5 protein-coding genes are annotated in these 6,558 nt (G+C 69.9%); 3 read left to right on the forward strand and 2 right to left on the reverse strand.

Features of this window, described 5'->3' with window-relative positions:
* Nucleotides 1-4 precede the first annotated feature (4 nt).
* Nucleotides 5-940 carry a sugar ABC transporter permease gene (locus tag AB0E02_RS34915; RefSeq protein ID WP_362147332.1) on the reverse strand — a complete coding sequence of 312 codons (936 nt, stop codon included), beginning with the start codon at nt 938-940 and terminating at the stop codon, nt 5-7.
* Nucleotides 937-2,214, reverse strand: coding sequence for an extracellular solute-binding protein (locus AB0E02_RS34920; protein WP_362147335.1), 1,278 nt, complete (start codon nt 2,212-2,214; stop codon nt 937-939). Before AB0E02_RS34920 ends, AB0E02_RS34915 begins: the two co-directional genes overlap by 4 nt.
* A gap of 248 nt (nt 2,215-2,462) precedes the next feature.
* Here AB0E02_RS34920 and AB0E02_RS34925 point away from each other — a divergent pair, with 248 nt between their 5' ends.
* From AB0E02_RS34925 to AB0E02_RS34935, 3 genes are all read left to right on the forward strand, one after another.
* Entirely contained in the window at nt 2,463-4,085 is a 1,623-nt protein-coding gene (locus tag AB0E02_RS34925; RefSeq protein ID WP_362147338.1) for an alpha-amylase family glycosyl hydrolase, read from the forward strand.
* 49 nt (nt 4,086-4,134) lie between these two features.
* Nucleotides 4,135-5,184: a LacI family DNA-binding transcriptional regulator gene (locus AB0E02_RS34930; protein ID WP_310728892.1), complete on the forward strand. Its 1,050-nt coding sequence runs from the start codon at nt 4,135-4,137 to the stop codon at nt 5,182-5,184.
* Nucleotides 5,185-5,469: 285 nt separating this feature from the next.
* Nucleotides 5,470-6,312, forward strand: a complete 843-nt coding sequence (locus AB0E02_RS34935; RefSeq protein WP_362147343.1) for a phosphatase PAP2 family protein — start codon at nt 5,470-5,472, stop codon at nt 6,310-6,312.
* Nucleotides 6,313-6,558: the final 246 nt, after the last annotated feature.

Consider the following 6,558-nt stretch of genomic DNA (forward strand, 5'->3'; position numbering starts at 1 on the left):
GTGGTCACCACACCTCTCCCTGCTTGCGCAGCGCCCGGCGGTAGACGACCGCGACGGCGGAGAGCAGCAGCAGGATCAGGACGCCCCAGGCCGCGGACTCGGAGAAGTTGCGCGGGCTGTCGACGAAGGAGAGCCGGTAGGCGTAGGTCACCAGGATCTCGGTGGCGTCGCCGGGGCCGCCCCGGGTCAGCAGGAAGATCACCGGGAACATGTTGAAGGTCCAGATGGTGGAGAGCAGGATCACGGTGCTGCTGACGGCGCGCAGTCCGGGCACGGTGATGTGCCGGAACCGCTGCCAGGCGTTGGCGCCGTCCATCTCCGCGGCCTCGTAGAGCTCGGCGGGGATGGAGGTCAGGCCGCCGAGCAGGGCGACGAGCATGAAGGGCACGCCGAGCCAGACGTTGACGGCGATGACCGAGAGCTTGGCCCAGGTGGGGTCGTTGAGCCAGGGCACGGCGTCGATCCCGCCGCCGGCCAGCAGCTTGTTGAGGATGCCGCTCTTCTCGTTGTAGAGCATCCGCCAGGTGAAGACGGAGATGAACGCGGGGATGGCCCAGGGCAGGATCAGCGCGAGGCGGTAGAAGGTGCGGCCGCGCAGCTTCCGGTTGAGCATGGTGGCCAGCGTCAGGCCGATGAGGAAGGTGAGGCCCACGCAGGCGACGGTCCACAGGACGGTCCAGCCGAGGCGGTCCCAGAAGACGCCGTCGGAGAGCACCGCCTTGTAGTTGTCCAGGCCGGTGAACTTGTAGGTGGCGGGGATGTGGTTGACGCCGATGTTGCGCTCGACGTTGGCCTCGTTGGCGTCGGTGAGCGAGAGGAAGACGCCGCGGACCAGCGGGTAGCCGATGATCACCCCGATGACGAGCACGACCGGGGCGACCATCGTCCATGCGTACCAGTGGGTGCCGAAGGCCCGGCGTACCCGTACAGCAACGGTCACTTGTAGTCCTTGAGCAGCTTCCGGTAGGCGTCGCCGGTCGCCTTGGCGGCCTGCTCGGGCGTGGCTGCGCCGGTGAGCACCTTGTTCATCTGGACCTTGATGGGCTCGAAGAGGGAGTTGCCCTCGGCGATCCAGGGGCGCTGGACGGCGCCGTCGACGGCGGGCTTGAAGAACTTGACCATCTCGTTCTTCTTGACGGCCGGGACGTCGTAGACGGATTTGCGGGTGGGCAGCAGGCTGAGCTGCTCGGTGGTCTGCTGCTGGACCTTGGCGGAGCTCATGTACTTGACGAAGGCGTAGGCGGCGCGGAGGTTCTTGCTGCCGGCGTAGACGGAGAGGTTCCAGCCGCCCTGCGGGGAGCCCTGGGCGGCGCTGCCGGCGGGGACGGGGGCGACGCCGAGGTTCTGCTTGTCCTTGAATGCCTTGCCGGCGCGGGCGCCCTCGATGTCCCAGGGGCCGTCGATCGCCATCGCGACGGTGCCGTCCTTGAGGGCCTTGAGCTGGTTCTCCTGGCCGTCGGTGGCGTCGGTGATGGCGGCCTTGGAGTCGACCAGGTCCTTGAGGGTCTTGAACGCCTTGACGCCGGCGCCGTCGTCGATCTGGACGATCTTGTCGCGGGCGTCGACCATGTTGCCGCCCTCGCCGTAGAGGTAGGGCAGGAACCAGTAGGGGTCGTCACCGCGCAGGTAGAGGGCGGTGGCGCCGGTCTTGGCCTTGATCTTCTTGGCGGCGGTGGCCAGGTCGGCGAAGGACTTGGGGACCTCGACGCCGGCGTCCTTGAGGAGCTTCTTGTTGTAGAAGAGGCCCAGGGTGTCGATGACCTGGGGTGCGGCGTAGGTCTTGCCCTTGAACTTGGTGGAGCCGACGGCCTGCGGGAGGTAGTCGTCGGTCTTGTCGAGGGCGGGGGTGCCGTCGAGCGGGGCGAGGTAGCCGAGGTTGGCGAAGTCGGCGGTCCAGGCGACCTCGGTGCGCATCACGTCGGGGGCGCCGGAGTTGCCGCCGGCCGCGTTCTTGAACTTGGCGTTGGCGTCGCCGAAGGGGACGTTCACATAGGTGACGTGGACCTTGGGGTGTTCCTTCTGGAAACCCTCGGCAAGCTTGCGGTAGGTCGCCTTCTCGGCGTCGTTGGAGGTGTCCCAGAAAGTAACGGTTCCCGACAGTTCGCCGCCGCTGTCCGTGTTTCCTCCGCCGTCACCCCCGCCGCACGCCGTCGCCGTCAGTGCCAGGCCCGCTACCAGCGCGGTGGCTATCGCGCCCCGTATGCCACGCCGCATGTGAACTCCTTAGGGAAATGCCTCAGATGGCGGTCAGGAACGTAACAGCGCTGCAAACAAACCGAAAGACCTTGCGGCAAATTGCTGCAAGACTTGTGGAAGGGATTGCAACGCGATGTCCGGAAAGAGACCCTGGAGAGGCCTGCGGCACCGTCACCCGGCGACCGCCCGAGCGTTGACTCCGTGAAGGCAGACCCCTGCCTCGCGGCCCCGCCTCTCATGACCCTTGACCTCGACAGGGACGGCAGATGACCCAGGAGCTCACTTCCCCCAGCCCCGCCCCCCAGATGCCCGCACCGGGCCGAGGCCCGGCGTGGTGGCGCGACGCCGTCATCTACCAGATCTATGTGCGCTCCTTCGCCGACAGCGACGGCGACGGCATCGGCGATCTGCGCGGGGCCCGGGCACGGCTGCCGTACCTCAAGGACCTCGGCGTGGACGCCGTCTGGCTCACCCCGTTCTACGCCTCGCCACAGGCCGACGGGGGCTACGACGTCGCCGACTACCGCGCCGTCGACCCGCTCTTCGGCAACCTCCAGGACGCCGACGACCTGATCCGCACCGCCCACGACCTCGGCCTGCGGGTGATCGTCGACGTCGTCCCCAACCACACCTCCGACCAGCACCCTTGGTTCCGGGACCCCGAGCTCGCCCGGCAGCGGTACGTCTTCCGCGCGGGCCGCGGCGCACACGGCGAACTCCCGCCCAACGACTGGGAGTCGGTCTTCGGCGGCCCGGCCTGGACCCGCACCGAGCGCGGCGACTGGTATCTGCACCTCTTCGCCCCGGAACAGCCCGATCTGGACTGGGACAACCCGGACGTGCACGCCGAATTCGAGGCCATCCTGCGCTTCTGGCTCGACCTCGGCGTGGACGGCTTCCGGGTCGACGTCGCCCACGGCATGGTCAAGGCGCCCGGCCTGCCCGACATCGGCCACGGCCAGCAGGCCAAGCTGATCGGCAACCAGGTCCTGCCGTTCTTCGACCAGGACGGCGTGCACACCATCCACCGCGCCTGGCGCCGGCTGCTGGACGGATACGGCGAGGACCACGGCAGGCAGGTGATCGGCGTCGCCGAGGCCTGGGCCCCCACCCCCGAACGGCTGGCGCTCTACGTCCGCCCCGACGAACTGCACCAGGCGTTCAACTTCCAGTTCCTGAACACCGCCTGGCGGGCCGACGCGCTGCGCCGGGTCATCGACGCCTCGCTCGCCGCCACCACGTCGGTCGGCGCCCCCACGACCTGGGTGCTCTCCAACCACGACGTGGTCCGGCACACCACCCGCCTCGGCGGCGGCCTCGCCCGGGCCCGCGCCGCCACCCTGCTGATGCTGGCCCTGCCCGGCTCCGCGTACCTCTACCAAGGCGAGGAACTGGGCCTGCCCGAGGTCACCGACCTGCCCGACGAGGCCCGGCAGGACCCCGCGTTCTTCCGCGGCCACGCCTCCGGGACGAGCGGCCAGGACGGCTTCCGGGACGGCTGCCGGGTCCCGCTCCCCTGGTCCGGCGAGGCACCGCCGTACGGCTTCGGCTCCGGCGGCAGCTGGCTGCCGCAGCCCACCGACTGGCGCGCCCTGACCGTCGCCGCCCAGACCGGCGACCCGTCCTCCACCCTGGAGCTCTACCGCACCGCGCTCTCCCTTCGGCGGGAGCTGCCGGGCCTGGGCGACGGCGAGATGAGCTGGCAGCCCGCCCCCGACGGGGTGCTCGCCATCGCCCGCCCCGGCGTGCTGTGCACCGTCAACACCCTCGGCCACGAGGTCGAGATCCCGCTGCCCGGCTCTCCACTGCTGTCCAGCGCCCCGGTGGCCGTCAACGGCACGACGGCCGCACTGCCCGGTGACAGCTGCACCTGGTGGGGAACCCGGTGACAGCTGCACCTGGTGGGCAATCCGACAGCCGGACGGTAAGGTCCCCTCCATGACCGCCCGGCTGGCAGACATCGCAGCGCAGGCGGGTGTCAGCGAGGCCACCGTCAGCCGGGTTCTCAACGGGAAGCCCGGCGTCTCCGCCACCACCCGCCAGTCCGTGCTGGCCGCCCTCGACGTACTGGGCTACGAACGCCCGGTACGGCTGCGGCAACGCAGCGCGGGCCTGGTCGGACTGATCACCCCCGAGCTGGAGAACCCGATCTTCCCGGCGTTCGCCCAAGTCATCGGGCAGGCACTGACCCGCCAGGGCTACACCCCGGTCCTCGCCACGCAGACCCCGGGCGGCTCCACGGAGGACGAGCTGACCGAGATGCTGGTCGACCGCGGGGTGGCCGGCATCATCTTCGTCTCCGGGCTGCACGCCGACACCTCCGCCGACATGCAGCGCTACGAGCAGCTGCGCGGCCAGGGCGTACCGTTCGTCCTGATCAACGGCTTCTCCGACAAGGTCCAGGCACCGTTCGTCTCCCCCGACGACCGGGCCGCGGTGGACCTGGCCGTCACCCACCTCGCCGCGCTGGGCCACCGGCGGATCGGCCTGGCACTCGGCCCCAAGCGCTTCGTCCCCGTCCAGCGCAAGATCGAGGGCTTCGTCCGCGCCATGCAGGAGCGACTGCAGATCGGCCCGGCCGAGGCGGAGCCGTACATCCAGCACTCCCTCTACACCCTGGAGGGCGGGCAGGCCGCGGCGAGCGCGCTGATCGAACGGGGCGCGACCGCGATCGTCTGCGCCAGCGACATGATGGCGCTCGGCGCGATCCGGGCGGCCCGGCAGCGCGGGCTGGACGTGCCGCGCGACATCTCCGTCGTCGGCTTCGACGACTCCCCCCTGATCGCCTTCACCGACCCGCCGCTGACCACGATCCGGCAGCCGGTGACGGCGATGGGCCAGGCGGCGGTGCGGGCGCTCCTGGAGGAGGTCGGCGGCACCCCCGCACCCCACAGCGAGTTCGTCTTCCACCCCGAACTGGTGGTCCGCGGCTCGACCGCCTCGGTCCCGAAGACGGCCCGCATCCCCAAGCCGCTGCGGGCCACCTGACGGTCTGCCTCGGGCCTGGCCTGGCCTGGCCTGGTGGACCGTCTCGGAGCCTGGCCTGACAGGCCCTCACCGGGCCCGCCCCTGAGGCCCTCTCAGGGTCCGCCCTGAGGCCCTCTCAAGTGGCCCTCTCAAGTGGCCCTCTCAAGTTCCGCCCGGACAGACCGTCTCAGGGTCCGCCCCTGAGAACAGCGGGCCCACGCATCCCCCTCAAGTGCCATACGACGGGTCGAATACCCGACCGAAGGATGATCGGCGCCACACCCCTTTCTGGCAGACTGTCTGCCTATGGGTGATGCGCTGACGAGGACTCTGGACGGCCTGCCGACCACCCCGCCACCCAAGGGGGACCGAGCGGACCCGCCTGTGGAAGAGGGCCGACTGGCCCGCCTGCGCACCCCTCGCGCACCCCGGCTCTGGTTCGAGATCCTGCTGATCGCGGTCAGCTACTGGATCTACTCGATGATCCGCAACGCGGTCCCGGAGCAGAAGGCCAAGGCCCTGCGGAACGCGGACTGGATCTGGCAGGCCGAGCACTCCCTCGGCATCGCCGTCGAGCACACCGTCAACCATGCGGTGAACTCGGTGACCTGGCTGATCGTCTCGATGAACTACTACTACGCGACACTGCACTTCATCGTGACGATCGGCGTGCTGATCTGGCTCTACCGCTGGCACCCGGGCCGGTACGCCGCGGCCCGCCTGGCGCTCTTCGCCACCACCGGCGTCGCCCTGGTCGGCTACTACTTCTACCCGCTGGCGCCGCCCCGGCTGATGCCGGACGGCGGCTTCATCGACACCCTCATCGACCACGGCACCTGGGGCTCGATGGCGTCCGGCAACCTCGCCTCGATGTCCAACCAGTACGCGGCGATGCCGTCGATGCACATCGGCTGGTCGCTGTGGTGCGGCATCACGATCGCACTGCTCGCGAAGCCGCTGTGGGCCAAGGCGCTGGGTCTTCTCTACCCCAGTATGACGCTGCTGGTCATCGTCTCCACGGCCAACCACTTCTGGCTGGACGCGCTGGGCGGCGTCCTCTGCATGGCCTTCGGCCTCATCATGGCCTGCGTCTGGTACGGCACCCTGCCTCACCGACTGACCCGGCTCGTCCCCGCGACGGTGGGCTGATTCCCACGTAGCTGGCTGTCTCGCCGCGGGTCGTCTCGCCGTTGGGCTTTGCGGCGCCCCGCACGTACCCGTCTGCTGCGCCGCGGGGCTTGCTCGCCGTTGCGCTTTGCGGCGCCGCGTACGTGGCTGTCTGCGGCGGCGCGGGGCTCACTCGCCGTTGCGCCTGCGGCGGGCTGGGTGGGGGTGGGTGCGGTGACGGGCCTGCGGGGCCGGTGTTTGGGACTGCTGTCGCTTTACGTCCCAAAC

The sequence above is a fragment of the Streptomyces sp. NPDC048196 genome (genome assembly GCF_040652715.1).
In the GTDB taxonomy this organism is placed as follows: Bacteria; Actinomycetota; Actinomycetes; order Streptomycetales; family Streptomycetaceae; genus Streptomyces; species Streptomyces siderophoricus.

What these genes read in the sequence shown, in the direction of transcription:
- AB0E02_RS34920 (WP_362147335.1), bottom strand. Translation starts at nt 2,214, where the DNA reads ATGCGGCGTGGCATACGGGGCGCGATAGCCACCGCGCTGGTAGCGGGC.
- AB0E02_RS34925 (WP_362147338.1), top strand. Translation starts at nt 2,463, where the DNA reads ATGACCCAGGAGCTCACTTCCCCCAGCCCCGCCCCCCAGATGCCCGCA.
- AB0E02_RS34930 (WP_310728892.1), top strand. Translation starts at nt 4,135, where the DNA reads ATGACCGCCCGGCTGGCAGACATCGCAGCGCAGGCGGGTGTCAGCGAG.
- AB0E02_RS34935 (WP_362147343.1), top strand. Translation starts at nt 5,470, where the DNA reads ATGGGTGATGCGCTGACGAGGACTCTGGACGGCCTGCCGACCACCCCG.